General features: G+C 61.0%; 30 protein-coding genes. 24 read left to right on the forward strand and 6 right to left on the reverse strand.

Annotation, left to right across the window (positions count from 1 at the left end):
• Window positions 1–14: 14 nt before the first annotated feature.
• Window positions 15–950: a hydrogen peroxide-inducible genes activator gene (locus tag GTP27_RS06255; RefSeq protein WP_161038324.1), complete on the reverse strand. Its 936-nt coding sequence runs from the start codon at window positions 948–950 to the stop codon at window positions 15–17.
• Window positions 951–1,054: 104 nt separating this feature from the next.
• Here GTP27_RS06255 and GTP27_RS06260 point away from each other — a divergent pair, with 104 nt between their 5' ends.
• Both GTP27_RS06260 and rfaE2 read left to right on the forward strand, forming a co-directional pair.
• On the forward strand, window positions 1,055–2,251 hold the full coding sequence (locus GTP27_RS06260) for a PilT/PilU family type 4a pilus ATPase (RefSeq protein ID WP_161038325.1): 1,197 nt from the start codon (window positions 1,055–1,057) through the stop codon (window positions 2,249–2,251).
• Between the two features lie 41 nt (window positions 2,252–2,292).
• Window positions 2,293–2,775, forward strand: coding sequence for a D-glycero-beta-D-manno-heptose 1-phosphate adenylyltransferase (rfaE2, locus tag GTP27_RS06265; protein ID WP_161038326.1), 483 nt, complete (start codon window positions 2,293–2,295; stop codon window positions 2,773–2,775).
• Window positions 2,776–2,787: 12 nt separating this feature from the next.
• Here the strand turns inward: rfaE2 and trmL are convergent, their stop codons facing one another.
• Window positions 2,788–3,258 carry a tRNA (uridine(34)/cytosine(34)/5-carboxymethylaminomethyluridine(34)-2'-O)-methyltransferase TrmL gene (trmL, locus tag GTP27_RS06270; RefSeq protein WP_161038327.1) on the reverse strand — a complete coding sequence of 157 codons (471 nt, stop codon included), beginning with the start codon at window positions 3,256–3,258 and terminating at the stop codon, window positions 2,788–2,790.
• 20 nt (window positions 3,259–3,278) lie between these two features.
• Complete coding sequence (locus GTP27_RS06275; RefSeq protein ID WP_161038328.1) at window positions 3,279–4,052, reverse strand: ComF family protein; 774 nt, start codon at window positions 4,050–4,052, stop codon at window positions 3,279–3,281.
• A 64-nt stretch (window positions 4,053–4,116) separates the two neighbouring features.
• On the opposite strand from GTP27_RS06275, the gene GTP27_RS06280 reads away from it, so the two are divergent.
• From GTP27_RS06280 to GTP27_RS06305, 7 genes are all read left to right on the forward strand, one after another.
• Window positions 4,117–5,043 (forward strand): methyltransferase domain-containing protein, encoded by a 927-nt coding sequence (locus GTP27_RS06280; RefSeq protein WP_161038329.1) that lies wholly within the window; start codon window positions 4,117–4,119, stop codon window positions 5,041–5,043.
• Between the two features lie 397 nt (window positions 5,044–5,440).
• The gene (coxB, locus tag GTP27_RS06285; RefSeq protein WP_161038330.1) at window positions 5,441–6,667 is read left to right on the forward strand and encodes a cytochrome c oxidase subunit II; all 1,227 of its coding nucleotides are present in this window, start codon (window positions 5,441–5,443) and stop codon (window positions 6,665–6,667) included.
• A gap of 15 nt (window positions 6,668–6,682) precedes the next feature.
• Window positions 6,683–8,278 (forward strand): cytochrome c oxidase subunit I, encoded by a 1,596-nt coding sequence (ctaD, locus tag GTP27_RS06290; protein ID WP_155434305.1) that lies wholly within the window; start codon window positions 6,683–6,685, stop codon window positions 8,276–8,278.
• Window positions 8,279–8,280: 2 nt separating this feature from the next.
• A complete protein-coding gene (locus GTP27_RS24255) occupies window positions 8,281–8,391 on the forward strand; it encodes a cytochrome oxidase small assembly protein (protein WP_371865890.1) in 111 nt (36 codons plus the stop codon).
• A gap of 1 nt (window position 8,392) precedes the next feature.
• Window positions 8,393–8,950: a cytochrome c oxidase assembly protein gene (locus tag GTP27_RS06295; RefSeq protein ID WP_161038331.1), complete on the forward strand. Its 558-nt coding sequence runs from the start codon at window positions 8,393–8,395 to the stop codon at window positions 8,948–8,950.
• Between the two features lie 15 nt (window positions 8,951–8,965).
• Window positions 8,966–9,166: a DUF2970 domain-containing protein gene (locus GTP27_RS06300; protein WP_161038332.1), complete on the forward strand. Its 201-nt coding sequence runs from the start codon at window positions 8,966–8,968 to the stop codon at window positions 9,164–9,166.
• A 35-nt stretch (window positions 9,167–9,201) separates the two neighbouring features.
• Window positions 9,202–10,062, forward strand: coding sequence for a cytochrome c oxidase subunit 3 (locus GTP27_RS06305; RefSeq protein ID WP_161038333.1), 861 nt, complete (start codon window positions 9,202–9,204; stop codon window positions 10,060–10,062).
• A gap of 116 nt (window positions 10,063–10,178) precedes the next feature.
• On the opposite strand, the gene GTP27_RS06310 is transcribed toward GTP27_RS06305, so the two are convergent.
• Complete coding sequence (locus GTP27_RS06310; RefSeq protein WP_161038334.1) at window positions 10,179–10,382, reverse strand: twin transmembrane helix small protein; 204 nt, start codon at window positions 10,380–10,382, stop codon at window positions 10,179–10,181.
• A gap of 36 nt (window positions 10,383–10,418) precedes the next feature.
• Between GTP27_RS06310 and GTP27_RS06315 the strand changes: the two genes are divergently transcribed.
• Genes GTP27_RS06315 through GTP27_RS06340 form a run of 6 tightly spaced genes read left to right on the forward strand, consistent with a single transcriptional unit; the run spans window position 10,419 to window position 15,465 of the window.
• Window positions 10,419–11,153, forward strand: a complete 735-nt coding sequence (locus GTP27_RS06315) for an SURF1 family protein (protein WP_161038335.1) — start codon at window positions 10,419–10,421, stop codon at window positions 11,151–11,153.
• On the forward strand, window positions 11,122–11,739 hold the full coding sequence (locus tag GTP27_RS06320) for an SCO family protein (protein ID WP_161038336.1): 618 nt from the start codon (window positions 11,122–11,124) through the stop codon (window positions 11,737–11,739). The genes GTP27_RS06315 and GTP27_RS06320 overlap by 32 nt, the downstream gene beginning before the upstream one ends.
• 2 nt (window positions 11,740–11,741) lie before the next feature.
• Window positions 11,742–12,920 carry a COX15/CtaA family protein gene (locus GTP27_RS06325; protein WP_229633466.1) on the forward strand — a complete coding sequence of 393 codons (1,179 nt, stop codon included), beginning with the start codon at window positions 11,742–11,744 and terminating at the stop codon, window positions 12,918–12,920.
• Entirely contained in the window at window positions 12,917–13,810 is an 894-nt protein-coding gene (gene cyoE / locus GTP27_RS06330; protein ID WP_161038337.1) for a heme o synthase, read from the forward strand. The genes GTP27_RS06325 and cyoE overlap by 4 nt, the downstream gene beginning before the upstream one ends.
• Window positions 13,807–14,424 carry an SCO family protein gene (locus tag GTP27_RS06335; protein WP_161038338.1) on the forward strand — a complete coding sequence of 206 codons (618 nt, stop codon included), beginning with the start codon at window positions 13,807–13,809 and terminating at the stop codon, window positions 14,422–14,424. Before cyoE ends, GTP27_RS06335 begins: the two co-directional genes overlap by 4 nt.
• 3 nt (window positions 14,425–14,427) lie before the next feature.
• Entirely contained in the window at window positions 14,428–15,465 is a 1,038-nt protein-coding gene (locus GTP27_RS06340) for an AI-2E family transporter (protein WP_161038339.1), read from the forward strand.
• A gap of 15 nt (window positions 15,466–15,480) precedes the next feature.
• On the opposite strand, the gene GTP27_RS06345 is transcribed toward GTP27_RS06340, so the two are convergent.
• Window positions 15,481–16,818, reverse strand: a complete 1,338-nt coding sequence (locus tag GTP27_RS06345) for a hemolysin family protein (protein WP_161038340.1) — start codon at window positions 16,816–16,818, stop codon at window positions 15,481–15,483.
• A gap of 153 nt (window positions 16,819–16,971) precedes the next feature.
• Here GTP27_RS06345 and GTP27_RS06350 point away from each other — a divergent pair, with 153 nt between their 5' ends.
• A complete protein-coding gene (locus tag GTP27_RS06350; protein ID WP_161038341.1) occupies window positions 16,972–17,334 on the forward strand; it encodes a hypothetical protein in 363 nt (120 codons plus the stop codon).
• A 13-nt stretch (window positions 17,335–17,347) separates the two neighbouring features.
• Here the strand turns inward: GTP27_RS06350 and nhaR are convergent, their stop codons facing one another.
• Window positions 17,348–18,259 carry a transcriptional activator NhaR gene (gene nhaR / locus GTP27_RS06355; RefSeq protein ID WP_161038342.1) on the reverse strand — a complete coding sequence of 304 codons (912 nt, stop codon included), beginning with the start codon at window positions 18,257–18,259 and terminating at the stop codon, window positions 17,348–17,350.
• 103 nt (window positions 18,260–18,362) lie between these two features.
• Here nhaR and GTP27_RS06360 point away from each other — a divergent pair, with 103 nt between their 5' ends.
• The 8 genes from GTP27_RS06360 (at window position 18,363) to kdgD (ending at window position 26,371) form a co-directional block, all read left to right on the forward strand.
• Window positions 18,363–19,409, forward strand: a complete 1,047-nt coding sequence (locus tag GTP27_RS06360) for a DUF475 domain-containing protein (protein WP_161038343.1) — start codon at window positions 18,363–18,365, stop codon at window positions 19,407–19,409.
• 109 nt (window positions 19,410–19,518) lie between these two features.
• Entirely contained in the window at window positions 19,519–20,094 is a 576-nt protein-coding gene (locus tag GTP27_RS06365; RefSeq protein WP_161038344.1) for a TerD family protein, read from the forward strand.
• Between the two features lie 18 nt (window positions 20,095–20,112).
• Window positions 20,113–20,811 carry a TIGR00266 family protein gene (locus GTP27_RS06370; protein ID WP_161038345.1) on the forward strand — a complete coding sequence of 233 codons (699 nt, stop codon included), beginning with the start codon at window positions 20,113–20,115 and terminating at the stop codon, window positions 20,809–20,811.
• Window positions 20,812–20,831: 20 nt separating this feature from the next.
• Complete coding sequence (locus GTP27_RS06375; RefSeq protein WP_161038346.1) at window positions 20,832–21,413, forward strand: TerD family protein; 582 nt, start codon at window positions 20,832–20,834, stop codon at window positions 21,411–21,413.
• Window positions 21,414–21,587: 174 nt separating this feature from the next.
• Window positions 21,588–23,531, forward strand: coding sequence for a phosphatase PAP2 family protein (locus GTP27_RS06380; RefSeq protein ID WP_161038347.1), 1,944 nt, complete (start codon window positions 21,588–21,590; stop codon window positions 23,529–23,531).
• 149 nt (window positions 23,532–23,680) lie between these two features.
• Window positions 23,681–24,499, forward strand: a complete 819-nt coding sequence (locus GTP27_RS06385) for an HDOD domain-containing protein (RefSeq protein WP_161038549.1) — start codon at window positions 23,681–23,683, stop codon at window positions 24,497–24,499.
• A gap of 71 nt (window positions 24,500–24,570) precedes the next feature.
• Entirely contained in the window at window positions 24,571–25,329 is a 759-nt protein-coding gene (locus GTP27_RS06390; protein WP_161038348.1) for a FadR/GntR family transcriptional regulator, read from the forward strand.
• A gap of 130 nt (window positions 25,330–25,459) precedes the next feature.
• A complete protein-coding gene (kdgD, locus tag GTP27_RS06395; protein WP_161038349.1) occupies window positions 25,460–26,371 on the forward strand; it encodes a 5-dehydro-4-deoxyglucarate dehydratase in 912 nt (303 codons plus the stop codon).
• The last annotated feature ends 77 nt before the right edge of the window (window positions 26,372–26,448 follow it).

Here is a 26,448-nt window from a genome sequence, read left to right on the forward strand (position 1 = left end):
GCACTTGCGCTGTTTCAGGCGGCGCCGCTGACGGGTGTAATGCCGGGCAGATTGCAGCCCGCTACCACTTCGCAGATGGCGTCGATGGCGGCCTTGCGGGTAAAGCTCTTGCGCCAGACGATGACCACGCGGCGCGATGGCACCGGCTGTTCGAACGGGCGGAACTGCAGCATGCCGTCCTTGCTGTCCATATCGGGCACGGAGGCGCGCGGCAGCACGGTCAGACCTATGCCGCTGGCCACCATGTGGCGTATGGTCTCCAGCGACGAGCCTTCGAAAGTGCGCTGCATGCCGTTGCCCGGCGTGGCATAGCGCGCCATTTCGGGACAGACTTCCAGCACCTGATCGCGGAAGCAGTGGCCGTTACCGAGCAACAGCATGTTTTCCGTCTTCAGATCGTCAGCCGGTATGCTGCGGCGCTTGCACCACGCGTGCTGGGCTGGCATGGCCACCACAAACGGTTCGTCGTACAGGGCCTGCACGGCCATGCCGTGCTCGGGCAGGGGCAGCGCCATGATGGCGGCATCGAGTTCGCCCTGACGCAGCATTTCCAGCAGGCGCACGGTAAAGTTTTCCTGCAGGATCAGCGGCATCTGCGGCACTTTGTCTATCATGCCCTTGACCAGTGGTGGCAGCAGATAGGGGCCGATGGTGTAGATCACGCCGAGGCGCAGCGGGCCGGCCAGCGGGTCTTTATTCTGTTTGGCCAGTTCCTTGATGGCGGCGGTCTGTTCCAGCACGCGCTCGGCCTGGGCGACGATCTGCGCGCCCAGCGGAGTGACGGAAATTTCGGCGCCGCCCCGTTCGAACAGTACCACGCCCAGCTCGTCTTCAAGTTTCTTGATGGCGACCGAAAGAGTCGGCTGCGCGACATAGCACGCTTCGGCGGCGTGGCCGAAGTGCTTGGCTCGTGCAACTGCGACGATGTATTTCAGTTCGGTCAGGGTCATGCAGGTATTTGAACACAGCCTATGCTGGTATGCAATAAATCTCGCCCGATTGTCGCGCCGCCACCGATATAATGGAGATTGCTCTGAAGCATCGAAAGGCTGATATGACTACCGAGTTTGGTCCGCACGAGGCGCAAGCCTATCTGCACAAGCTGCTCAAGGTGATGCATCACATGGGCGCTTCCGATCTGTTTATTGCTGCCGACTTCCCGCCCAGCGTCAAAGCGCAGGGCGCGATGAAGCCGCTCAGCCAGCAGAAGCTGACGGCAACGGTGACGCGGGCGCTGGCGCTATCGATCATGAACGAGAAGCAGCAGCGCGAATTCGAGGCTGAACTGGAGTGCAATTTCGCCATTGCGCTGCCCGAAGTCTGCCGCTTCCGCGTCAATGTATTCGTGCAGCAGCAGAGCGTGGGCATGGTGATCCGGACTATCGCGTCGGAAATTCCTAACTTCGAAAAACTGGCCCTGCCGGAGGTGCTCAAAGATGTGATCATGAGCAAGCGCGGGCTGGTGCTGGTGGTGGGTGGAACAGGCTCGGGCAAGTCCACCACGCTGGCCGCCATGATCGATTACCGCAATGCCCAGTCGGCCGGCCACATCATCACGGTGGAAGATCCCGTCGAGTACGTGCACAAGAATAAAGGCTGCCTGATTACCCACCGCGAAGTGGGGGTAGATACGCTGTCGTGGCATAACGCGCTGAAGAATACCTTGCGGCAGGCGCCCGATGTCATCCTGATCGGCGAAATCCGCGACACGGAGACCATGGAGCATGCCATCGCCTTTGCCGAGACGGGCCACCTGTGTCTGGGCACGCTGCATGCGAACAATGCCAACCAGACCATGGACCGCATCATCAACTTCTTCCCCGAGGAGCGGCGCAACCAGTTGCTGATGGATCTGTCGTCGAATCTGCGCGCCATCGTGTCGCAGCGGCTGATCCGCACCGAGGATGGTGCGGGCCGCAAAGCAGCCATCGAAATTCTGCTTAACACGCCGACCATTGCCGAGATGATCTTCAAGGGCAACTTCCAGAACATCAAGGAGATCATGCACAAATCGCGCGAATTAGGTATGTGCACCTTCGACCAGGCGCTGTATGAACTTTATAATAGCGGTTACATCGCTTATGAAGAGGCGCTGCGCAATGCCGATTCGGTGAACGGCTTACGCCTGCAGATCAAGCTGCAGGGCGGGCGCAAGGAGCCGGCAGATGGTGCCGCCGCGCCGTCCGGCACGCTCAGCATGCAGCTCGACGCGGACGAGACGGATGGCGACCAGCAAGCAGATAGCAAGTAACGATGCAGTACCGGATTCAGTATCACTAAAGGAAGTAGCCCATGCCACAATTCGAGAAAAAAATCTGTAGCCGCGATCAGCTGGCAGCGCGTGTGGCAGCGCTGCCCAAGCCCGTGGTGATGACCAACGGGGTGTTCGACATACTGCATCGCGGCCATGTCACCTATCTGGCGCAGGCGCGCGCGCTGGGTGCGTCGCTGGTGGTGGCGGCCAATACCGACGCCTCCGTCAAGCGGCTGGGCAAAGGCGATGATCGTCCGCTCAACAACTGCGCCGACCGTATGGCCGTGCTGGCTGCGCTGGAGTCGGTCGATCTGGTGGTGGAGTTCGATGAAGATACGGCCTTGCAGGCCGTGCTGTCGGCGCGTCCGGAAATCTACGCCAAAGGCGGCGATTACCGGATGGATGAAATTCCCGAAGGGCTGGCCGTGCTGGCCTACGGCGGCGAGGCCGTAGCGATCGAATTCGAACACGACCGCTCCACTACCAAGCTACTCACCAAAGTGCGGGCGCACCAGCGCTAAAGCACTATCAGCTCAGGCGCCGCCGGCATAGCCGTTCTGGCGCCACGCTTCAAATACCACCACGGCCACCGTGTTCGACAGATTCATGCTGCGGTTGTCAGGCCGCATGGGCAGGCGGATGCGCTGGGCCGGGGCAAAACTTTCGCGCAGAGCCGGATCGAGGCCGCGCGTTTCCGAACCGAATACAAACACGTCGCCGGGCTGGAAACTGGCCTGCGCAAACGGCGACGAACCATGCGTGGTCATGGCGAACATGCGCTCTGCGGCAGGCTGCACTGCGGCCAGAAAAGCCTCCCAGCTGGGGTGAACTTTCATGCGCGCGTACTCGTGGTAGTCGAGTCCGGCGCGCTTGAGTTTCGAGTCTTCCAGCGGAAAGCCCAGCGGTTCGATCAGATGCAGCTGCGCGCCCGTATTGGCGCACAGGCGGATCACATTGCCCGTATTCGGTGGAATTTCCGGCTGAACTAGTACGACATGAAACACGTGCTTCTCCTTAATGCAATTCAATGGGGCGGTGTACGGGCGAACACCAGATTACTGATGCGGCTGGCGCCGTAGCGTCTCAGCGTGGCAGCAATTTCCTGTAGCGTGCTGCCGCTGGTCATCACGTCATCGACCATGCCGATATGCCGGCCCCGCACCAGCGCAACATCGCTGACGGCAAAGGCCCCGGCCAGATTGTGCTGGCGCGCTGTGGCCGATACCAGACTTTGCGGCGCCGTTTCGCGCACCCGCAGCAACAGGCGCGGCGCCAGCGGTATGCCCAGCTGGCGGGCCAGCGGGCGGGCAATTTCCAGTGCCTGATTGTAGCCCCGTTCCGCCAGCCGGCGCGGCCCCAGCGGTACGGGGCAGAGCAGGTCGGGCAGGCGGTAGTGGGGCTGGCGCAAGATGGCGTCGCGCAACTGCTGCGCCATCAGCCCGGCATAAGCCAGCCGCTGGCCGAATTTCAGCTGCAGCACCAGCCGGTCCAGCGGCAGCGCATAAGTACAGGCCACCACCGTCTGGTCATAGGCGGGACGCCGTTGCTGGCACTGGCCGCACAGCATGGCTAGCCCAGGCGGCAGAGGCGACGGCAGCGGATTGGCGCAGCAGCGACAGCGCGGCCCGCTGGCTGCGGCGCTGAAAAACTGCGCGCAGCAGGCCGGGCAGAGCAGGGCGCCCGCCTGAGCGTCGCCGCACAGGGCGCAGGCAGGCGGCAGCACGGTATCGAGCAGGCGCACGGCATAGCGGCGCAGGGTGCCGGCCAGACTGCGCGGCAGCGCATCAGCAGCAAACATAGCAGCCTCCCGCTGCAACCATGTACACTGCCGACATTATCGCATTACATCGCCCATCACCACCATGCAAGCCCCCGCTCAAGCTCCTAAACTTAGTGCTCCCATTGATCTGCAGCGCGTGCGCAGCCTGTTCAGCCGCCCGCAGCGGGTGGCACCCGCCGATTTCCTGCGGCGCGAAATTGCCGCGCGCATGTTCGACCGGCTGGGACTGGTCAAAATCGCCCCGCAACGCCTGATCGATGCCGGTTGCGGCACGGGGGCCGACCTGCCGCTGCTGCAGAAAACCTATCCTGCAGCCCAGATACTGGGCGTGGATGCGGCCCTGCCCATGCTGCAGGCCGCACAGAAACCGGCCGGGCGCGGCTCTTCGCTGAACCAGCTGATCAGCAAACTGCTGCCAGCCAAGGCCGGCGTGGACCTGCTGTGCGCCGACTTTGCCGATCTGCCGCTGGCGCATCTGAGCACCGATCTGGTGTGGTCGAATCTGGCGCTGCACTGGCACCCGCAGCCGGATCGGGTGTTTGCCGAATGGCGCCGCGTGCTGCGCGTGAACGGCCTGCTGATGTTCTCCTGCCTCGGACCGGACAGCCTGCGCGAGCTGCGTGCCGCCTTTGCCGACGCCGATCTGGCCGAACACACCCTGCCTTTCGTCGATATGCACGATTTCGGCGACCAGCTGGTGGAAGCCGGTTTTGCCACCCCCGTACTCGATATGGAAACCATTACCGTCACCTACGACACGGCGCAGGCCCTGCTGGCCGACGTGCGTGCACTGGGCGGCAACCCGCTGGCCACCGTGCCGCGTGGCCTGATGGGCCGCCGGCGCTGGCAGCGTATGCTCGCTGCGCTGGAGCGCGGACGCCGTGCAGATGGCAAGTTAGCGCTCACTTTTGAGGTCATTTATGGACACGCCTTCCGTCCCCAGGCGCGCATGACGTCAAGTGGCGAGGCCATCATTCGCTTTGATTTACCACGAAAAGGGCCGAAATAGGGATTTTCTATCGGGAGTGTGGTAAGCCTAGCAAGTCGAAATCTTGATTTAGATTATTTCTTGAGCGTGGTAGTCTACTTATATATAATCGGCCAACAAATTTTGCCTCTGGACCAAGCTGGCCGCCATAAAAAAGCGGCCTGAACCGGAGGCGGATCGTAGCGAGCACGAACGAGCAGTGGAATTAAGCAGAATCGGGCTTTTTTATTGTCCTTAGGCAGTATCGAGGACGCTAGCTAGGCCCTAAGGCCCCGCCGGGCGGTTGTCGGATAGTTTCCCCGATGATACTGGCATGGGGCCTGAGGTTGTTTAAGGAGCGACGCCGGTTCAGTTCACCGAAATCCGGAGTCGTTAAAAAATATACTAATTTTTAATTTCTTGGGTGGTTGGGGACAACATGAAACATGCGAAACGACTTCCATCGTTGATGCTCGGACTGTCAGTAATGGCAGCCGCACTGGCAGCCAGCGTCCCGGCGTGGGCGGCTGAAGCGGCAGGCACTTATACGTCGGCTACGGGCGGTACCGGCGGACCTGTCGCCGGCGAACTGAATTTGCAACCGCCGGCAACCCAGATTGCATCGGAAATCTACAGTCTGCACACGTGGATGATGATGGTCTGTCTGGTCATCTTCGTCGGCGTGTTCGGCGTGATGTTCTACTCTATCTTCAAACACCGTAAGTCGCTCGGTCACAAACCGGCCACCTTCCACGAATCCACCGCTGTCGAGATCGCCTGGACCGTGGTGCCTTTCCTGATCGTGATCGGGATGGCGCTGCCGGCCACGCGTACCGTGGTGGGCATGAAAGACACCTCGAATGCCGACATCACCATCAAGGTCACCGGCATGCAGTGGAAATGGGGTTATGACTACCTGAAAGGCGAGGGCGAAGGCATTTCCTTCCTGTCCAACCTGTCCACCCCGCGCGCGCAAGTGGGCGCGCCCGGCTTCGAACCGACCGAAAAACGCAGCGACAACTACCTGATGGAAGTCGATCAGGAAGTGGTGGTACCTGTGAACAAGAAAATCCGTCTGGTCACCACCGCCAACGACGTGATCCACTCGTGGTCCATCCCTGCCTTCGGCGTGAAACAGGATGCGATTCCCGGCTTCGTGCGCGACACCTGGTTCAAATCGGAACATACGGGCACCTTCCGCGGTTACTGCTCGGAACTGTGTGGCAAGGAACACGCTTTCATGCCTATCGTGGTGCGCGTGGTCAGCGATGCCGATTACAGCGCCTGGGTGGCCGCCAAGAAGAAAGAAATGGCTGCACTGGCCGATGATCCGAGCAAGACCTGGACGATCGACGAACTGAAAACCAAGGGCGAGAAAGTGTATGCCGCCAACTGCGTGGCCTGCCATCAGGCTAACGGCAAAGGCATTCCTGCTACCTTCGCAGCACTGGACGGCTCGCCGGTGGTGACCGGCCCGAAAGCGGAACAGATTAACGTGCTGTTGCACGGTAAGAAGAGCGGTAAATATGGCACGGAGATGCCATCGTGGAAACAACTGTCGGATACGGATATTGCTGCGGTGATCACCTACACCCGCAATAGCTGGTCGAACAAGGCCGCCGAAAACATCGTCCAACCAGCCGAAGTTGTGGCTGCACGTAAGTAATCAGGAGCGTTACAAATGAGCACTAGCACTTTAGATCACGCGCACGATCACCATGGCGACCACGCGCACGACCATCCACATGGCCTGTCGCGCTGGCTGTTTGCTACCAACCACAAGGACATCGGTACCCTGTACCTGTGGTTCTCGCTGATTATGCTGATGTCGGGCGGCGTACTGGCCCTGATGATCCGCACCGAGCTGTTCAAGCCGGGCCTGCAGTTCTTCCAGCCCGAGTTCTTCAACCAGCTGACCACCATGCACGGTCTGGTGATGGTGTTCGGCGCCATCATGCCGGCTTTCGTGGGCTTTGCTAACTGGATGATCCCGCTGCAGATAGGCGCATCCGATATGGCTTTTGCCCGCATGAACAACTTCTCGTTCTGGCTGCTGCCGCCGGCAGCGCTGCTGCTGGCCGGTTCCTTCTTCGTGCCGGGCGGTGCGACCGCAGCCGGCTGGACCCTGTACGCTCCGCTGTCGAGCCAGATGGGTATCGGCATGGACATGGGTATTTTCGCCATGCACCTGATGGGCGCTTCGTCCATCATGGGTTCGATTAACATCATCGTCACCATCCTCAACATGCGCGCACCGGGCATGACCCTGATGAAGATGCCGATGTTCTGCTGGACCTGGCTGATCACTGCCTACCTGCTGATCGCTGTAATGCCTGTGCTGGCCGGCGCCATCACCATGACCCTGACCGACCGTCACTTCGGCACCTCCTTCTTCAACGCCGCCGGCGGCGGTGATCCGGTGATGTACCAGCACATCTTCTGGTTCTTCGGTCACCCCGAGGTGTACATCATGATTCTGCCGGCCTTCGGCATCGTCTCGCAGATCCTGCCGGCATTCGCCCGCAAGCAGCTGTTCGGCTACGCTTCGATGGTGTACGCCACCGCATCGATCGCGATTCTGTCCTTCATCGTCTGGGCTCACCACATGTTCACCACCGGCATGCCGGTGACTTCGCAGCTGTTCTTCATGTATGCCACCATGCTGATTGCCGTACCTACCGGCGTGAAAGTGTTTAACTGGGTAGCCACCATGTGGAAGGGTTCGATGACCTTCGAAACCCCGATGCTGTTCACCGTCGGCTTCATCTTCGTGTTCACCATCGGCGGCTTCACCGGCCTGATTCTGGCGGTAACCCCGATCGACATCCAGCTGCAGGACACCTACTACGTGGTGGCGCACTTCCACTACGTGCTGGTAGCCGGTTCGCTGTTCGCCCTGTTCGCCGGCTTCTACTACTGGTCGCCGAAATGGACCGGCCATATGTACAACGAAGGCATGGGCAAGTTCCACTTCTGGGCCTCGCTGATCACTTTCAATATCACCTTCTTCCCTATGCACTTCCTGGGTCTGGCCGGTATGCCACGCCGCTATGCCGACTACTCGGCCCAGTTCACCGACTTCAACTCGATCGCTACCATCGGTGCTTTCGGTTTCGGCCTGTCGCAAGCCTTCTTCCTGTTCTTCGTCGTGCTGCCCACCATCCGTGGCGGCAAAAAAGCCGAAGCCAAGCCATGGGAAGGCGCTGAAGGTCTGGAGTGGACCGTGCCTTCGCCAGCACCGTTCCATACCTTCGAAACCCCGCCACAGGTGAAGTAATCGTGAGCCAGCAAAGCAAAAAGTCGAACAATGCCCGTACCGGCTGGCTGCTGGCCGGTCTGGCGCTGTTCTTCTTCGTGATGGTATTCGTCAAACGCATCTGGCTGAGCTAACGTGAGCGACGCGCCAGCCAGCCGTGGTCTGAACCGCACTTTACTGGGCAAGCTGATCGTCGTCGCGATTCTGATGTTCGGCTTTGCCTACGCGCTCAACCCGTTCTACCGCCAGATCTGCGAAGCACTGGGCATCAATGTGCTGACCCAGAAGGACGGCACGGTGAGCGCGCCGGTGAATACCCAGATCGACACGAGCCGGCAGGTGGTGGTGGAGTTCGACGGCAATGCGCAGGGACCATGGCGTTTCCGGCCTGTGACGCACAGCATGACGGTGCATCCGGGCGAACTGGTAACGGCCATGTATGAAGTGGTCAACACGCAGAACCGTCCGGTCAGCGCACAGGCAATACCCAGCTATGCGCCGCAGAACGCCATGCCGCATTTTAAAAAGGTCGAGTGCTTCTGCTTCAAGCAGCAGACCTTGCAGGCCAACGAAGCGCGCCAGATGCCGGTGGTGTTTTTCATCGATCCGGCTCTGCCGCGCGAAGTAAAAACGATTACGCTGTCCTACACTTTCTTTGAAGTGGGTGGACTGGAAAAAACCGCAGCACGCTAAGGGTAAAGGGGTGGAATGGAATCGAACAAGCAGGCCTCGTTCCTGTATTCGCTCAAGGCAGTCATCTGGTCGTTCTTCGGCCTGCGCCGCAAAAGCGATTTTGACAGCGACGAAGCGAAACTCAATCCGCTGCACATCATCATTGCGGCGCTGATTGCAGTCGCCTGCTTTATCGGCACCCTGATTAGCATCGTCAAATATGTAGTCTTAAAATAAAACCTAGCACTCTCGAATAAAGTGAGGAGATGAAGATGAGTTCACATAACACTGCGGCACCGTACTATTTTGTGCCAGGTCCATCCAAGTGGCCGCTGATGGCCGGTATGTCCCTGCTGACCACCATGATAGGCGCATCGGCCTGGGTGAATGATGTGTCGTGGGGCCCGACGGTGAACTACATCGGTCTGGCGGCCACGCTGGCCGTGCTGTTCTGCTGGTTCGGCGATGCCATCCGCGAATCGGAAGGCGGCCAGTACAGCCAGCGCATCGACCATTCCTACCGCTGGTCGATGGGCTGGTTTATCTTTTCCGAAGTGATGTTCTTCGGCGCTTTCTTCGGTGCGCTGTTCTATGCCCGTTCCATCACCATGCCATGGCTGGGCGATCTCGATCACAAAGCCATCTGGCCAGACTACGTGCCGCACTGGGGTAACACGGGGCCGGCCGGTACGGTGCAGGACTTCAAGACCATGGGTCCGTATCCTATCCCGACCATCAACACGGCGCTGCTGCTGACCTCGGGCCTGACGCTGACCCTGTCCCACCACGCGCTGCGCGCTGGCCATCGTAGCAAAACCGCCTTCTGGCTGTTTGCCACCGTGCTGCTGGGCGCCGTGTTCATGGGCTTCCAGGCTTACGAATATCACCATGCATACACCGAACTGAACCTGAAACTGACCTCGGGCATCTACGGTTCCACCTTCTTCATGCTGACCGGCTTCCACGGCTTCCACGTGACCATGGGCGCGATCATGCTGTCGGTCGTGCTGCTGCGCGTACTGAAGGGGCACTTCACGCCGGAAAACCACTTCGCCTTCGAAGGCGCGGCCTGGTACTGGCACTTTGTGGACGTGGTCTGGCTCGGCCTGTACGTTGTGGTGTACTGGCTGTAAGCTGTGCTGACCGCAGTGCTTGCGCTGCGGTCGCCGATAAAAAAAGCCGCATGCGGGGGTAAGCCCGGATGCGGCTGTTTTTTTAGTGCGGCGGCCTGATTCAGCGCTACATGTCACTACATGCGGATACCGGTAGGGTGGATGTAGCCCAGTTTGTTGGCCAGCAGCAGGGCGGCAAACAGGGCGATAGACAGTCCGACGCGCACAGCGAGCGCGCGCACGGTATTATTCGTCTTGCCCTTGTCGCGCATGAGGAAGAAAAACGCTGAGGCAAGGCTGCTGATAATCAGGATGAAGGCGATGGCGACAACGATTTTCATTTGGGCAGGACGAGAGCAAAGGGAGAATTCATTGTAATGCGTATTCGCTTCCGGTTTAAGCTAATTCCCTTCATTGCGACAGTGCTGGTCGTGGCACTGGGCATACAGCTGGGTAACTGGCAGCAGCGCCGCGCGGCGCAGAAGCTGGTGATGCAGACCCAGCTCGCGCAGGGCCAGAGCGCCGTGCCGTTGCGGCTCGATGGCACTGCGCTGGCAGCAGAAGCCGTAGAATTCCGCCGTGTGCAGTTACAGGGCGAATTTGTGCGCAACTGGCCACTGTATCTGGATAACCGGCCGTATCAGGGCCGCGCCGGCTTGTATGTGCTGATGCCGTTCAAACTGGCCGGCACCGGCATGCATGTGCTGGTGATGCGCGGCTGGGTGCCGCGCGACGCAGTGCAGCGCGAACGCTTGCCGCAAGTGGCCACGCCAGCCGGCAGCGTGACGCTGGATGGCATAGCGCGGCTCAATGCCGGCCATGTGATGGAGCTCGGTAGCGCGCCTGCACTGACGCCCGGCGCCATCGTCTCGAATGTCGATCCGCTGCAGCTGGCCAAGGATAGCGGCCTGACCATGCAGCCTTTCGTGGTGGAGCAGAGCGCAGCGGCACAGCCGGGCGGCGACGACACCTCGCTGGTGCGCGACTGGCCGGCCCCGGCGCTGGGAGTGGAAAAAAATCAGGGCTATGCAGTCCAGTGGTATGCGCTGTCTGCCATGGCCGTTGTCTTTTTTGTCGTGAATGGATTTAGACGTGGAAAAAAAACAGATTAACCGTTTGAAGCTGCTCGCTGTGCTGGCCGTGTGCGCGGCACCGCTGCTGGCGTCTTACTTTACCTACTATGTGGTCAAGCCTGAGGGCGGCGCCACCAATTCCGGTACGCTGATCGATCCGCGCCAGTATCCGATTCCGGCCATGGCCAGCACCACGCTGGACGGCCAGCCGCAGACGCTGGAGCAGTACAAGGGCAAGTGGATCATGCTCAAGGTGGGCCCGTCCGACTGCCAGCAAGCCTGTCAGGACCAGCTGTTCGCCATGCGCCAGCTGCGCACCATGCAGGGCAAGGAAATGGAGCGTATCGAGCGGGTCTGGCTGATTACCGACAACCTGCCGCTGGACACCATGCTGCTGCGGGTGAACGATGGCACCCGTATGCTGCGCGCGCCGGCTGACGTGGTCGCGCGCTGGCTGCCGACGGCGGAGCAGGGCGATCAGGTGGCCGACCATGTGTATCTGATCGACCCGCTCGGTAATCTGATGATGCGCTTCCCGAAAGGCGCCGTGTCCAGCGACACGGTACAGGTCAAACGGGTGCACAAGGATATTGCCAAACTGCTCAAGGCTTCGGCCATAGGTTAATCATGCATCTGACTCTGGCGCAAATGGCCGTAACGGCCCTGCTGGTGGCGCTGCTGCCGCTGTCGCTGGTGTGGACTTCGTCCGACGTCAGCAAGTACCGCAAGCTGGTGTGGGTGACGGCCTTCCTCACCTTCGACCTGATCGTGTTCGGTGCCTTCACCCGCCTGACCGATTCCGGTCTGGGCTGCCCCGACTGGCCGGGCTGCTATGGCGCTGCCAATCCCTTCCTCGCCCATGAGAACATCGTCGCCGCCGAAGCGCTGCTGCCGACCGGCCCTGTCACCGTCTTCAAGGCATGGATAGAAATGATCCACCGCTATCTGGCCATGGCCATCGGAGTGCTGATCGTGGCCATGATGGCGCAGGCGTGGTACCAGTGGCGCCGCAGCGATCCGTTGCAGCGGCGCGCCAACTATGCGCCGCTGATTCCCACGCTGCTGTTCTTCTTCGTCTGTCTGCAGGGCGCATTCGGCGCATGGACTGTGACGCTCAAGCTGCAGCCCGTCATCGTCAGCACCCATCTGCTGCTCGGCATGGGCTTGCTGGCCCTGCTGGTGTGGTACGGCTGCCGGCAGGACCAGCTGATTTCGCCCGCGCGCACGCTGACGGCCTCGCCGCCGGCCATGCGCCGCATCCGCTGGCTGGCCGGTCTGTCCGGCGCGCTGCTGCTGGTGCAGCTGGCGCTGGGCGGCTGGACCAGCACCAATTACGCTACGCTGGCCTGTACCGAGTTTCCCCTGTGCGGCGGCGAACTGGTGCCGACTATGGACTTCGAACATGGCTTTACCCTGTGGCGCGCACTGGGCAAGACGGCGGCCGGCCATTATCTGCCGTTTTCCGCCCTGACGGCGATCCACTGGGTGCACCGCAATTTCGGCCTGCTGCTGGCCTGCGTGGCCGGCTACACGGCATGGCGCGCGTGGCAGCATACGGCGCTGCAGCGCACGGCGCGCTGGCTGGCGCTGACCCTGCTGCTGCAACTGGTCAGCGGTATCGCCACGATCTATCTGAACTTCCCGCTGGTGATCGCAGTGCTGCACAATGCCGGTGCGGCGCTGCTGGTGCTGTGGCTGACCATGTTAAACTATCAGGCAAAATGCCAGTTTGCGCTGGCCCTTGCTACTAATGCCACGGCGGCCGCGCATGCGCAACATGGCCGCAAAGATAACACCCCCTCATGACCACACAGACTGTCTCTACCAAACTTCCCGGCCGTGCTGCCCAGTACTGGGCGCTGACCAAGCCGCGCGTGACCCAGCTCGCCGTGTTCTGCGCCGTGATCGGCATGTTTCTGGCCACGGACGGCATGCCGGACTGGCGTCTGCTGATTGCCGCGACGGCCGGTATCTGGCTGCTGTCCGGCGCTGCGTTTGCCGTCAACTGTCTGGCCGAACGCGAAATCGATGCGCGCATGGCGCGCACGGCGCGCCGCCCGATGGCACTGGGTGAAATCAGCGTGATGCAGACGGTGATCTTTGCTGCCGTGATCGGCGGTGCAGGCATGTGGATACTCTACACGCTGGTCAATCCGCTCACCATGTGGCTGACCTTTGTGACTTTTGTCGGCTACGCGATTATCTACACCATGATCCTCAAGCCGGCCACGCCGCAGAATATCGTCATCGGCGGCCTGTCCGGCGCCATGCCGCCCGCACTGGGCTGGGCGGCGGTGGCCAACGATGTGCCTATGCAGGCCTGGCTGCTGGTGCTGATCATTTTCGTCTGGACTCCGCCGCACTTCTGGGCACTGGCCATGTACCGGCGCGACGACTACGCCCGTTCCGGTCTGCCCATGCTGCCGGTGACGCACGGCATGCAGTTCACCCGCTTCCACGTCTGGCTGTATTCGATTGCACTGGCCGCCACCACGCTGATGCCGTATGCGGTGCGCATGTCCGGCCTGATCTATCTGGTCAGCGCTATCGTGCTGAATGCCGTGTTCCTGCACCATGCATGGAAAATCTACCGTCACTACACCGACCTGATTGCGCGCAAGGCGTTCACATGGTCGATCATCTATCTGTCGCTGCTGTTCGCCGCTCTGCTGGTGGACCACTACTTCAAAATATGAAAAAACTGTTTGTTGCGGGCGCTACCGGCCTTGCCCTGATCCTCGCCCTGACTTCGCTGACCGGCTGCGGCGAGAACAAATCGTCGGCGCCGCGCGTGGCGTTCCAGAATACTGATCTGACGGGCCTGCCGTATGCCAAGGACTTTGCCCTGACCGACCATACCGGCAAGCCGCGCACGCTGGCCGACTTCAAAGGCAAAGTGGTGCTGATGTTCTTCGGCTATACCCAGTGCCCTGACGTGTGCCCCACCACGCTGACGGAAATGGCCCAGCTGATGCAGGAACTGGGGCCGCAGTCCGATCAGGTGCAGGTGCTGTTCGTCACCGTCGATCCCGAGCGCGACACTCAGCCGTTGCTGGCGCAATATGTGCCGACGTTCGATAAGCGTTTCATCGGTCTGTACGGCACAGCCGAGCAGACCGCTGCCGTGGCCAAGGAATTCAAGGTGTTCTACGCCAAGGTGCCGGGCAAGAATCCGGGCAGCTATTCGATGGACCACACGGCGGCCAGCTATGTATTCGACCGTCAGGGCAAAATCCGCCTGCTGGTGCGCAATGGCCAGGGCCCGGCGTCGGTGCTGCATGACGTGAAGCTGCTGCTGGCCCAGCCCTGATCGATGCAGGACCGCTTACAGCCCTATACCCGTCTGGCGGCAGTCGTACTGCTGCTGGTGGGCTGTTTGGCGGTGCTGCGGCCGTTTCTGGCGGCGATACTGTTTGCTGCGGCGATTACCATCGCCAGCTGGCCGGTGTATCTGTATGTGCTGGCGCGCTGCCGCCAGCGCCGTTCCCTCGCGGCCGCCATCATGAGCGTGGTGCTGACCCTGCTGATCATTGTGCCGCTAGCGGCGGTGACGTGGAATGTAGCGGATAACATCAGCGTGTTCTACGACCATGTCAAAGCCAGTCTCGATAGCGGCACGCTGGCGCCGCCCGCGTGGCTGAAAGCAATACCCCTGCTGGGCGAAGCGGCCGATAACTATCTGCGCAAGCTGCTGGGCAGCCGCGAAGAATTGCTGAATCTGGCCAAGAACCTGCTGGAACCGGCGCGCCGTCTGCTGCTGGGCACCAGTGTGGTGCTGGGCAGCGGCGTGGCGCAGGTGTCGCTGGCAGTGTTTGTCAGCTTTTTCCTGTACCGCGATGGCGCGGCCCTGCATGAAACCCTGCTGACGGCCATGCATCGCCTGATCGGTCCGCAGGGTCAGATGGTGACGGAGACCGTCAGCCGCACCGTGCGCGGTGTCGTGTACGGCCTGCTGGGCACTGCGCTGGCGCAGGCTGGCGTGGCCGCCATCGGTTTTCTGATCGCCGGCGTGCCGGCCGTGGCGCTGCTGTCGGCTGCCACCTTTTTGCTGTCGCTGGTGCCGGTGGGGCCGCCGCTAGTGTGGGGCGGCGCGGCGATCTATCTGTTCGATGCGGGTCAGACCGGCTGGGGCATCTTCATGCTGGTATGGGGCTTCTTTGTGATCAGCAGCGTCGACAACGTGGTCAAGCCCATGCTGATCAGCCGTGGCAGCAGCCTGCCCTTCATCCTTGTGCTGCTCGGTGTGACGGGCGGCGTGCTGGCCTTCGGCTTTGTTGGCCTGTTTATCGGCCCGGCACTGCTGGCGGTGGCGCTGGGCCTGCTGCGCAACTGGAGCGCACCCGCCGCCTGAGCGCGGCGCAGTGTGCTAGTCGTGCTCGGCGTGGTCGTCGCTGTCGTCGCGCGGAATGACTTTCACGAGCAGGATGCGCGGGCCGTTCATCTTGCGCGCTACGATGTCGAATTCCTTGAAGCTGATGCGCTGGCCCTGTTTGGGGATGTCGCCCAGTTTCAGCATCAGCAGACCGCCCACTGATTCTACTTCCTCGATACCCAGTTCCTCGTTTTCGATGTCGATGCCGAGTGCCCGTTCCAGCGACACGATGGGCAGGCTGGCCTTGCCGATCAGCGTGCCGTCAGCTTGCTTGAGCCAGTCGTTTTCGTTGAGGCGGAATTCGTCGTGGATCTCGCCCACCATGGCACCGAGCAGATTATCGAGCGTGATGAAGCCCAGCGGGCGCTTGCCTTTTTCACCGATCAGGGCGAAGTGGGGCGCACCGTCGCGGAAGCGGCGGAACTGTTCCAGCGCCGGCGTGCGCGCGGCGATAGTTTCGACCGGCCGCAGGAAGGGCGCCAGATCGGTCACCGCCTTGCCCGACTGCTGGGCGAAGAACAGATCCTTCAGGTGGATCACACCGAGTACGGTTTCGTCGTCCTTGTCGTAGTAGGGATAGCGGCTGAAGCGGTTGCGCAGCATGGTGTCGAGATTTTCCTGCAGCGGGCGGCTGGCATACAGGCCTATCACTTCATTAATCGGCCGCATCAGGTCGGACACCGACATGTCGCTCAGATCCAGCGTGTGCGCCAGTATCTTGCGTTCTTCCCGATTGAAGTTTTCACCGGGCTGGCTGGTGCGCAGGATCAGCTTCAGTTCATCGATCGAGTAGTGGCTGTCGTGGCCACCTTTGCCGGACAGGCCCGCCAGACCCAGCACCATGGCGGCGCTGGCATTAAGCACCCAGATAAACGGATACATGGCCCAGTAGAAGGCGTACAGGGGCAGGGCGCTCCACAGGCTGACCACTTCGGGCAGGCGAATGGCCAGCGATTTCGGCGCCAGTTCGCCCACCACGATGTGCAGGAAGGAGATCACGCAGAAAGCGAACACGAAGGCGATGCCGTGCACCAGTTCGGGAGCATGGATGCCGATGGCCGCCAGCAGAGGTTCCAGCAGGCCGGCAAAGGCCGGCTCGCCCACCCAGCCCAGACCCAGCGAGGCGAGGGTGATGCCGAGCTGGCAGGCAGACAGATAGGCATCGAGCTCGCCGTGGACGGTGGCGAGGATGCGGCCACGCAGGCCCTGAGTTTTGGCGATGGCGCGCACACGGGTTTTGCGCAGGGTGACAATGCCGAATTCGGCGGCCACAAAGAATCCGTTGAGAGCAACCAGAATCAGGGCCAGCACGACAAGCAGTAGGTTTTGCATAAAAAGACGGAGACCGTCCATAGTAGAGGAACCCGTATCTTAGCTGACTGCGGTGTTTCACGCTAAAAGTGCAGCTTGCAACAATGTGTGCAAATTGGCATAAATGCTTGCGGTATAGTAGGGCTGTTACAACAATGGCATCTTCGGGCAGACATGGAAGCCGTCCACTACGAGAGCATAGGGCAGATCATTTACGGCTACGCCCGGGCGCGCAACGAGTTTGCCATGCTGCTGGCATCGATCTGCGGCATTGCGCTGCATGCGCCGCTGACGCTCGATGCCGAACTGGGGCTGATCGATACGGCCCGCCAGCGCGTGCGTGCGGCGGGGCTGGCACGCAAGGTGGTGACGGATTTCGAAGCCTTGCTCGATTGTTTCCGTTCGCTGCAGCAGATCGATGCGCTGCTGCATCCGGCGCCCCGCGACGGCAGCGCCATCCTGCCCTATCAGCGCCAGTTACAGACGGCGCGCTGTCTGCTGGAAGCCAGCCGGCACAATCTGGCAACGCTGCTGTAGAGTGCCTGGCGCGCTAGTCGGCCACCGCGAACGGGCCGTCCTGCACCGTGCCTAGGATGGCGGCGATAGCCGGATGGGTAATTCTGCGCGCATTGGAAATCGCATAGAACTGCTCGCGCAGCTCCGGCGCATGCCCTACCAGTACGGCCCCGAACTGTGTTTCGATATCGGCCGCCAGAGCCGACGGCGCAAAAAACAGCCCCATGCCATTGCGGCCGAACGTGTTGAGCATGGCGTTATCTTCGAATTCGCCCACCACTTCGGGCCGCACGCCGTGTTCGATAAACCATGCGTCGATGCGTCCGCGCAGCGCATTGTTGCGGGTGGGGAGCAGCAGCGGCGCACCGTGCAGGCTGGCCGGGAAATTGCGCCGGTAGCGCTGCGCCAGCTTGCGCGTGCCGAAGAGCTGCATGGCGCTTTCACCGAGCAGGTGGCTGAAGACTTTCAGGCTGCCGCCGGCCCGTACGGTGCGGTCGGTCAGCACCACGTCGAGTTTGCCCAGCGCCAGATCGGCCAGCAGCGATTCGAATTCATCTTCCATGCACACCAGCCGCACCTGCTGTTCCAGCTGCTGGGTGGCCTGCAGCAGACGGTAGGCCACCAGCTTGGGCAGCGAGTCGGAAATGCCCACGGTGAGGCGCATCTTGCCGGCTTCGGATTCCTCCAGTGCATCCTGCAGCTGGTCGCCCAGCAGGAAGATCTGCTCGCAGTAATTCAGGGCTAGCCGGCCCGCTTCGGTCGGCACCAGCCGCCGTCCCTGCGGCTCCAGCAGCTGCTTGCCTATGCTCTGTTCCAACAGTGCCAGCTGCATGCTGATGGTCTGCACGGCCAGCCCCAGCTTCTCTGCTGCCCGCGTTACACCGCCTTCTTTGGCCACCATGTAGAAGAAATACAGGTGGCGGAAATTCAGTCCGGAAGTTTTCATATCTTCTGTTTTTTCGAAGTAATTCTTCAATTATCTTCTATTTTTTTAAATAGAGTTTTTCTCTACACTGCATCCCATCGTCAAAACAACAAGTGAGTAAAGCATGAAGCACTTCAAAGTGTCTTTTCTCGTTACTGCGCTCTGTCTGGCAGCAGCGGGCTGGTGGGGATATGCATTAAGCGGCTGGGGCGGCGCCCTGTCGGCAGTCGGGATAGCCGCGATTCTGGCGGCGATGGAAGTGTCGCTGTCGTTCGATAACGCGGTGGTCAATGCCTCCGTGCTGAAAACCTGGGATGCCTACTGGCAGAAGCTGTTCCTCGGCGTGGGCATCATTATCGCCGTGTTCGGTATGCGTCTGCTGTTCCCGCTGGTGATCGTGGCGGTGGCGGCCGATATCGGCATCATGGATGTGTGGCATCTGGCGCTCAATGATCCGCAGACTTATTCCATGCACCTGACCAATCACCACGCCGAGGTGGCGGCTTTTGGCGGCATGTTCCTGCTGCTGGTATTCCTTAACTTCCTGTTCGACCACGAGAAGGAAGTGCACTGGCTGGGCCACGTCGAGCAGAAGCTGGGCGCACTGGGCAAGGTGTCGTCGATCGCTGTGATGATCGCCATGGGCGTACTGCTTGGGTCCATGAGTCTGGTGTCTGAAGCGCAGAAGCTGGTGGTGCTGATTTCCGGTCTGTGGGGCATTCTGATCTACGTCGGTGTAGATGCGATCAGCAACCTGCTGGAAAAGGAAGAAGAGGGCAGCAATGTCGGTGATCTGGTCAAGAAGGGCGGCATTGGCGGCTTCCTGTATCTGGAAGTGCTCGACGCGTCGTTCAGCTTCGACGGTGTGATCGGCGCCTTTGCGATTACCACCGACGTGGTGATCATCATGCTGGGCCTGGCCATAGGCGCCATGTTTGTGCGTTCGCTGACGGTGTATCTGGTGAAGAAGGGCACGCTGGACGAATTCGTCTTCCTCGAACACGGCGCCCACTACGCCATCGGTATCCTCGCCGCGATCATGCTGGCCAGTATGAAGTATCACATCCCGGAACTGTTCACGGGGCTGATAGGTGTGGCCTTCATCGCTGCTTCGCTGTGGTCCTCGGTACGCCATCGTCGCCAGCAGCAGGCGGCCGCGATCACCGCCTGAGTCAGAACACGTCAAGAATCCGGCGCGCCGTTAAAAACGGACACGGCACGCCGCCTGTAGTAGCGGGGCTATCCCCAAAGTCCGCGGTTTCTTTTAGGAGTAACACATTATGGCAATCAGTCTGCAAAAAGGTGGCAACGTTAATCTGAGCAAGGAGGCTCCCGGCCTCAACAAAGTGGTGATCGGTCTGGGCTGGGACGTGCGCAGCACCGATGGCAAGGATTTCGACCTCGACGGTTCGGCCTTCCTGCTCAAAGTCGATGGCAAGGTGCGCGCCGATAACGACTTCGTCTTCTACAACAACCTGAAATCGGCCGATCAGTCGGTGGCGCACTCGGGCGACAACCGCACCGGCGCCGGTGATGGCGACGACGAAACGGTGACCATCGATCTGAGCCGCGTGCCGGCCGATGTGGAGCGTATCGCCATCTGCGCCACCATCCATGAAGGCGACGAGCGCCGGCAGAACTTCGGCATGGTGCAGCGCGCTTTCATCCGCTGCGTGAATGCGGCCAACAGCGGCGAGATCGCCCGCTTCGATCTGTCGGAAGACGGTTCGACCGAATCGGCCATGATTTTCGGTGAAGTCTACCGTCACGGCGGCGACTGGAAATTCAAGGCCGTAGGTCAGGGTTACAAGGGCGGTCTGGGTCCGCTCGCTGCATCGTTCGGCGTGCGCGTTTAAACGGAAGGGGACTCTATCATGCCTGTATTTTCGATTACCGGTGACATCGATCCTTTCCTGCATGTGTCGCTCGCCCATGGTGAAAAAATCTATTGCGAATCCGACGCGATGGTGATGATGGAAGCGGGCCTCGATCTGAAAGGCAGGATGACGGGCGGCCTCGGTGCGGCACTGATGCGCCGCTTCGCCAACGGCGAGTCCTTTTTCCAGCAGCACATCGAAGCAGTGCGTAGCGGCGGCGACTGTCTGCTGGCGCCATGCCTGCCCGGTGCCATGCAGGTGCTCGATGTGGGAGCGCGCCAGTATCTGCTCAGCGACGGCGCGTTCGTCGCCGCCAGCGACAAGGTGGAGCTGAAGGTGCGCATCCAGAGTCTGGGCAATGCACTGTTCGCCCAGAGCGGCGGCTTCTTTATCACCGAAACGGCCGGGGTGGGACAGGTGGCGGTGTCGGGCTTCGGCGCGATCTCGCAGCTGGAGGTCACGCCCGGCAATGACATGATCATCGATAACGCCCACGTGGTGGCATGGGATAGCACGCTGCGCTACGAGATCTCCGTCACCACCGGCAGCAGCGGCGGCTTCCTCGGCAATCTGGTGAATAGCCAGACCAGTGGCGAAGGCATGGTGCTGCGCTTTTCGGGGCAGGGCAAGATACTGATCTGTTCGCGCAATCGCGCAGCCTTCCAGCTGTGGGCGCAGCGCGGCGCGCAGCAATAAACGATTTCAAGGAGTCAGCAATGACGGTTAATTTGAGCAAGGGCCAGAAAATTTCGCTGGTCAAAGAGAGTGGCGGCGCGCTGGGTCGCGTCACCATGGGGCTGGGCTGGGACGCCATCAAGAGCAAGGGTTTCTTCGGCTTCGGCGCCAAGACGGAAGCCGTCGATCTCGATGCTTCCTGCGTCATGTTCGATGAGGGCGGCCGTCCGGTCGATGTGATCTGGTTCCGCCAGTTGCGCAGCCGTGACGGCAGCGTGCTGCATACGGGCGATAACCGCACCGGTGCCGGCGATGGTGACGATGAGCAGATCAATGTCGATCTGAATGCCGTGCCGGCCTCTGTCAAGAGTCTGGTGTTCACGGTGAACAGCTTCACCGGCCAGACTTTCGCGCAGGTGGAGAACGCCTACTGCCGGCTGCTCGACGCGAGCCAGAACCAGGAAGTGGCGCGCTTCAACCTGTCCGTGCAGGGACCGCACTCGGCGCAGATCATGGCCAAGCTGTATCGCCACAACGGCGAATGGAAAATGCATGCAATCGGCGAGAACGGCAAAGGCCGCACCTTCGATGAATTACTGCCGCAGATAGGCGCCCATCTGTAACGCCGGTTTTGTAGTCGCCCTTGGCAGCGGGGAAGTATTCCCGCTGCCTTTTTTATTGCTGGATTGCTCGAAGAGAATGATGATGTTTTAAATGCATGTCATACGACGTGTAACATCTGCGTCACAAAGCAATGTTACCGTTCTGCTACTTTAACCAACAGTAACGGAAATCGTATGCGTCATTTCTCTCCCCGTCCTCTGATTCTGGCCGCCAGTGTTGCGCTCGCGCTGAGTGGCTGTGGCTCCAATGTGGAAGACCAGCCGCTGGTCATCCCGCCAGCGCCGGCCGATCAGGGCGCTGCCGAAGTGGTGCCGGTGCCGGCAGCGACCGCCTTTGTCGATACCATCGCGACCAATCAGCGCGGCGATGCCCGCTATGCCACGCTGGCCACCAATGCCGGGGTGCGCGTGCTGGGCGGCTTCCTGCAGATCTGGAAACCGCTGACGGAAATCGTCGATGCGGGCGTGACCGCGCCCGCCGTGGATGGTTTTCCAGCCGTTGTCGCATCCAAGTGGAGCGGTGTGCCGAATGACGGCACGGCGGACGGTACGGTACTCAATGCCGCTGTGCACGCGGCCAATATCGGCTACGTGGCAACGGCTACCGCCAGCCGCACCGATGCCCAGGCACTGCAAGCCTATCTGGATGACCGCCGTGGCAAGGGCTATAGCGTGACCGAAGGTCTGGGCCCGCTGACGGCAGCATGGCGCACTGCGGCCCAGCAGACCACCACCATTACCGGTATTCCGGCGGACGCCACCAGCGTGCTGTATAACGACGGCGGCAACAATACCGGCGTGGGCGGCAGCGCCAATGCAGCGTTCGGCAGTGTGGTGGATCTGGTCAATCTGGTCGGCAATAACGCTTCCACCGAACCGGCCAAACGCTTCTACAAATATGCCCGCCCTTACCGCTGGAGCAGCAGCGTGCAGGTCTTGCCTGCGCTGGTGCCCGCCAAGAGCAGCACGCCGGCCACGGACGGCGGCTTTACCAGCGGTCACTCGGCAGAAGCTGTGCGTGATGCGGTCGCCATGGCCTATGCCTTGCCCGAGCGTTATCAGGAAATTCTGAGCCGGGGGCTGGAACTGGGCGAATCGCGCATATTGGCCGGTATGCACTCGCCGCTGGACGTGCTCAGTGGCCGCATCCTCGGTCAGGCCAGCGCTGCCGCCAATCTGGCTGATCCTGCCAATGCGGCCAGGAAGGCTGCCGCCGTGACGCAGGCCCATGCCACCCTGATGGCCGCCACCGGCACCAACGCCGATACCTTTGCCGCATTTGCCCAGTCCGGTACTACGGCGAATGACCGCTTTGCCGATTACAGCGTCAACAAGGCCAACTACACGCGGCGCAGCACTTACGGTTTCGCTCCGATTGCTGCAACCGGTGTGGCGGCGGCGGTGCCGAAAGGCGCCGAAGTGCTGCTGGAAACCCGCCAGCCATACCTGAGCGACGCGCAGCGCCGCGTGGTGCTGAAAACTACCGCTCTGCCGTCGGGCTACCCGGTGATGGATGATGCCGAAGGCTGGGGCCGTTTGAATCTGTTCGCGGCGGCAGATGGCTATGCGGCCTTCAGCGGCAATGTGGTGATCGCAATGGATGCCGGCAAAGGCGGCTTCAATGCGGCGGACCGCTGGCGCAACGATATCAGCGGCACGGGCAAACTGGTCAAGCAGGGCACGGGTGTGCTCAAGCTGGCAGGCAATAATAGCTGGACTGGTGGCGTGGAGCTGGCGGCCGGTGGCTTGCAGGCCGAGTCGGTCACAGCGCTGGGTAGCGGTGATGTGTATGTCAGCGGCGGTACGCTGACCGTGACAGCGCCGCAAGCGCTCAAGCTGGCAGGCAAATACACCCAGCTGGCAGGCGCGACGACGACGGACATGGTGATCGGCGCCAACGGGCAGGGCAGCCTGAGCGTCGCTGCTACTGCGACTATCGGCGGCGGGGTCTTGCGCATCCGTTTTGCTAATGGTTACAAACCGAAAGCAGGCGATAGTCTGGTGGTGCTGACGGCCGGCAGCCTGAAAGGTCGCTATACCAGCATCAGCGTGGATGGTTACAGCAATGTGAGCCCCGTGTATGGCGCAACGACGCTGACGCTGAATCTGGGTAGTTAAGCTCGATTAATTATTTTGTTGATAACCAAAATCGCAGGAATTGCTGTTTTTCCACAAATATACTGTGGTAAATGGCAATTTCTGCACATTTCCTAGAGAGTTTCTTCGCGGAATAATCCTTGCGCGCTGGCTACCGCTATAATCAGGGTATGGAAAAGCTCAAGGATTATGCGGAAGTAGTGAGCCGTGCCGAGCGCGGTGAACTGGTATTTCCGACCAGCGTGAATGCAGCCTTGCGGCTGCAGCTGGCGCTGGCTGATCCTGATTGCGAGATGGAAGATGTGATCCGCAAGGTGCTGGCCGAGCCGCAACTGGCGGCGCGCACGGTGGCGCTGGCCAATGCGGCTGCTTTCAATCGCGGCAGCACGCCGGTGACCAATGTGCGCATTGCCGTGCAGCGGCTGGGTTTCCGCCACCTGTATTCCATGGCCGCCTCGATGGTGGTGCGCCAGTTCGGCAACCGCATCAACGATCCGGCACTGCGCGCCAAGGCCGACCAGCTGTGGCAGCACACGGCCCACGTGGCGGCGCTGGCCTACATCATAGGCCGCAAACTGACCCATACCGATCCTGATACCGCGCTGTTCGCTGCCATCGTGCACGAGGCGGGCGGCTTCTATCTGCTGTCCTGCGCCGACGAATTGCCGGGCCTGCTGGAGCATCCCGAGCAGTGGCAGGGCGCAGCGCAGGAAATTATCACGCGCGAGATGATGAAGAAAATGGCCATACCGGAACCGGTCAGCCAGGCCATCGTGGCTTTGCGCGGCGCCAGTCTGATGCCGCCGCCGATAGGCCTGCGCGATACCCTGCTGGTGGCCCGTGCGCTGGCGCCTGTGCCGTCGCCACTGGCCACCGAAGCTGTCCACTCCAGCCTGGCCGAATTCATCGACGGCAACGTGGCGCTCGAGCAGATACTGGAAGAATCGGCCGACGATGCCGCCTCGATGAGCGCGGCGCTGCTAGCGTAAATGTCGCTGCCTCTTTCTCTGGCCTGCCGTAGCGTGTATGCTAGCGGTCATCATACAACCGATAGTTTGCCATGAATCAGAATTTCGCCCAGCCCAGCAGCCTGCCCGCCGCACCAGTGAAGAAGCACCGCAACCTCGCACAAGGTGTGGTGGCGGCCATCACCGGCAGCATACAGGCCGGTACGCTCAAGCCCGGCGAAAAACTACCCACCGAATCCGTCATCATGGAACTGCATGGTGTCAGCCGTACCGTGGTGCGCGAAGCGATTTCCCACCTGCAGGCGGCAGGGCTGGTGCAAACCCGCCACGGCATCGGCACGTTTGTACTGGAACCGCCGGCGGCCAGTCTGCGCATTTCCTCCGATACCATCCGTACCATCGCCGATGTGCTGGCGATACTGGAACTGCGCATCAGTCTGGAGACGGAAGCCGCGTGGCTAGCCGCCACCCGCCGCAGCGAGGCGCAGGTGGCGGAAATGGGCGCCGTACTCAAGCGCATACAGGAATCGCAGAGCCGGCCCGGTTCGGTGGAATCCGATGTGGCCTTCCACCTGCTGATAGCACAAGCCACCGGCAACCGCTATTTCGTCGATATTCTCAGCGATCTGGGACATACCATCATTCCCCGCGCCCGCGTCGATTCGGCCCAGCTTGCCCATGACGATCCGAACGTCTATCTGGAACGCCTGAACCGCGAGCACGAAGATATCTACAATGCCATTGCGCGCAAGGATGCGGAAGCAGCCCGCGCCGCTATGCGTACCCATCTGAGCAACAGCCGTGAACGACTGCGTCGCGCGCAGGAAGGCATAGCCGCGCAGGACGCCTGAAAACCACGTTTTTACGCTGAAACAGGAGATTTCGCTAAATCGCTTGCTTGCGTCCAGATATAGTTGTACGATGTCGTACAACACGACACGAAATACGCTGATTTCCACCTCACACCACACTGGAGACTTTATGCAACCGAATGACCTTAAAAAAATCCTTTCTTCCGGACTGCTGTCGTTTCCGGTGACCGACTTCGACGCAGAAGGCAACTTCCGCAAGTCGACCTATATCGAACGTCTCGAGTGGCTGGCTCCGTACGGCGCGAGCGCACTGTTCGCTGCCGGCGGCACCGGCGAATTCTTCTCGCTGGAGCCTAGCGAATACACCGACATCATCAAGACCGCGGTGGATACCTGCGCCGGCAAAGTGCCGATTCTGGCCGGTGTGGGCGGCCCTACCCGCGTCGCTGCAGCCTATGCCCGCGAAGCCGAGCGCGTCGGTGCCCACGGCCTGCTGCTGCTGCCGCACTACCTGACCGAAGCCAGCCAGGATGGCCTGATTGCCCACGTCGAACAGGTCTGCAAGGCCACCCGTCTGGGCGTCGTGGTGTACAACCGCGCCAACTGCCGCCTGACCCCGGATTCGCTGGCCAAGCTGGCCGACCGTTGCCCTAATCTGATCGGCTTCAAGGATGGCGTAGGCGATATCGAACTGATGATGTCGATCTGGCGCCGCATGGGCGACCGCTTCAGCTATCTGGGCGGTCTGCCGACCGCGGAAGTCTACGCCGCTGCCTACAAGGCGCTGGGCACGCCGGTGTACTCGTCGGCGGTGTTCAACTTCATGCCCAAGCTGGCCATGGACTTCTACCATGCCGTTGCGGCGGACAACCACGCAGAACAGAACCGCATGCTGGACGAGTTCTTCCTGCCGTATCTGGAAATCCGTAACCGCAAAGCCGGCTACGCAGTCAGCATCGTCAAGGCGGGCGCCCGTCTGGTTGGTCACGATGCCGGTCCGGTGCGCGCACCACTGACCGACTTGACGGCAGAAGAATGCGATATGCTCGACAAACTGATCCGCAAGCAGGGCCCGCAATAAGGCGCTGCTGCCGCTTCTCATGTCTTTGCGCACCGGTGCGGCCTGCGGCTGTACCGGTGCGGTTTAACTTCGGGTGA

Source organism: Duganella qianjiadongensis (assembly GCF_009857915.1).
GTDB lineage: Bacteria > Pseudomonadota > Gammaproteobacteria > Burkholderiales > Burkholderiaceae_D > Rugamonas > Rugamonas qianjiadongensis.